The following is a 2,283-nucleotide window of genomic DNA, read 5'->3' on the forward strand; positions in this document are numbered from 1 at the left end:
TCTTCGCAAAGGGTCAGAAGAAGGCCAGACCAGGTCTGGCAACTGAAATCGTCAAGCGATCCGATGCGGCCAAAGGCTTCGAGTTGTTGCCACGCCGATGGGTTGTCGAGCGAACCTTCGCATGGCTCGGACGATGCCGTAGACTGGCCAAGGACCTCGAAAACCTGTCAAGAAATGCGCTTGCCTTCCTCAAATTAGCCTCCATCCGCCTCATGCTGCGAAGGCTATGTTCAAAATGAGAAAGTGTTCGGACGGACTCTAACGCCATAGCCGCTCGACGAAGACATTATCGCGCCACGCACCTTTACCGTCCATCGAGATGGCAATCTCTGCTTTCTTCAGCACCGCCGTGAAGCCGACCGTTTTATCGTTCCGCCTTCGATTTAAAGGGATAATGCGCGTTCAAGAAATCGCTTTTAAACTTCTTGTATTGCTGATGAGATGCACTTCCACCGCCATCATTTAAGCAAAAAAAGCGGACTTTTACATATGATTTCCGGTCGAGAAATGGCTTAAAATTGGTGTGACGCACAATCAAACTATCCTCAGAAACGGGAATGCTGAACCTTCGGTTGATTGCGTAGTGGTGGTAAAGAAATGATGAGAATGAAAAATCCTCATGACTTCTAAATCTAGCCGAACGCGTAGCATCCATCTCTGCAGCGTAAGCGACTTCAAGTTCGCCATATAATGACCGGGAAAACGCGTAAGGCGCATGGCGATGAATCTGCGTTGGATAATAATTCTCTTTCATCAACATTAGTTCAGCGCCATTTACCGCTGCACACTGCCACTCTTCTGCCACACCTTCAGTCCTCAGTTCGGCAAGATACGGTAGTGTTCCGTAAGGCTCGAGGCGGCAAATCGTTTGCCCCTGTGCGGTGAAGAAGTCCGTTGGACGCACAAATCCTGATAGAAAAAAATCATCGTTAAAATAGATGAAGTTTTCCGAAAGGCCGCTGATCTGGTGCAGGAAAGTCTCGATTGCATGAGAATTAAAAGTTGGTAAATACTGTTCCGGAATAACTTTGTCATGCATCACCCACTTCACGCGTTCGCTTTCCTGAAACCATTCGGGTGGGTTGCAATTAGAAAAAACAAAAACTTTCCGGACCCACGGCGCGTACATCTCGATCGATCTGATTGAGAATTTTAACTCATCCGTCTGATCAAATCGATCGGGATCGATTTGCGAAAGATCCTTGTACTTCGAAACCATTTCACGCCAATTAGCGTCGTTGCTGTTCACCCATGTGTAGACGACATCTATCTCCGAAATAGTATTCTGGTTGCGAGCCCGGGCAGAGGATTTTATCGATTTTTCAGCCCTAACCTTCTTTAACGGAGCAGTCTGGCTGCGTGACTGGATAAAACTCTGATGCTGGGTCCAAAGGTGGATGGAGTGGCGTGATACCAATGCTCGGGAAGCATCAACAATCGCCAGCTCAACCGCGCCACTGCTGGTGGGCTTTTGTACCCACGCCTTGAACCGGGCGTTATTAAGGTTTTTCCATAAACCATCACTCCCGTAGATATACATCGTTTGGGCGCTGGCATCTGCTAATCTCACCATCGCTTCAAATATGAACGGAAACGACGTCGCGCCCAAGTCAACATCGGACTTAAGGCCACTGATAGGCCGCGTCAAACTAAGATTGATCGACTCAAGCACGTCGCCGACACCCGCTATCGACTTTCCCGCGAATATTTTCTCAAAGGTTGCATCCCAGGAATTTGCCTGTTTTCTGGCAAGCAGCATGTGCCTTACGGGATAACGATTATTCAAATAATCTCTGATTTCAATCGCCAATTTATCGATAAATGAACGTGGAGATAGCATTCCTGTTTCCGTATATTTTGAGACGCCTGAAGCTGACTAGCTTAGCACAAAGTTTCAGTTTTTTTGCTTCGAATTTGAGGATTGGACAAACACCCATCTACGTCATCGCCTTCTAAGGGGAATTGGCCACCCTTCCAAACTCAATTGAAAAACGCCCCTCTGCGCCAATCGGTAAATGACATTTAGTTATTTGATTTGCCATGCCGTCTGGCCAGGAAAACGATTTTATGCCATTTATGTGGCAATAGGCAAGTCATTGCCGTGGTAATCCCTGATCTCCTCATCGGGTTGACGCAGGCAAAGAAGAGCTGGGGCTTCGGTAATCCCCCCGTTTTTAACGGGGCTCAGCAGTAGAATTCACGCGGCCATTTTCAGTTTCTGTGCGGGCGTTATGCCGCCGATGCCCATATTGGGCCGTTCGTTGTTGTACGTCCATAGCCACT

General features: G+C 47.9%; 2 protein-coding genes. One reads left to right on the plus strand and one right to left on the minus strand.

Features of this window, described 5'->3' with window-relative positions; genetic code table 11:
• Positions 1–239, plus strand: a 239-nt coding sequence (locus tag AX760_RS03600) for a transposase (RefSeq protein ID WP_139276435.1), incomplete at its 5' end; no start/stop codon positions are given.
• A gap of 125 nt (positions 240–364) precedes the next feature.
• Here the strand turns inward: AX760_RS03600 and AX760_RS03605 are convergent.
• Positions 365–1,840 (minus strand): stealth family protein, encoded by a 1,476-nt coding sequence (locus AX760_RS03605; RefSeq protein WP_071831534.1) that lies wholly within the window; start codon positions 1,838–1,840, stop codon positions 365–367.
• Positions 1,841–2,283: the final 443 nt, after the last annotated feature.

The sequence above is a fragment of the Pararhizobium antarcticum genome (genome assembly GCF_001885585.1).
GTDB classification, from domain to species: Bacteria; Pseudomonadota; Alphaproteobacteria; order Rhizobiales; family Rhizobiaceae; genus Pararhizobium; species Pararhizobium antarcticum.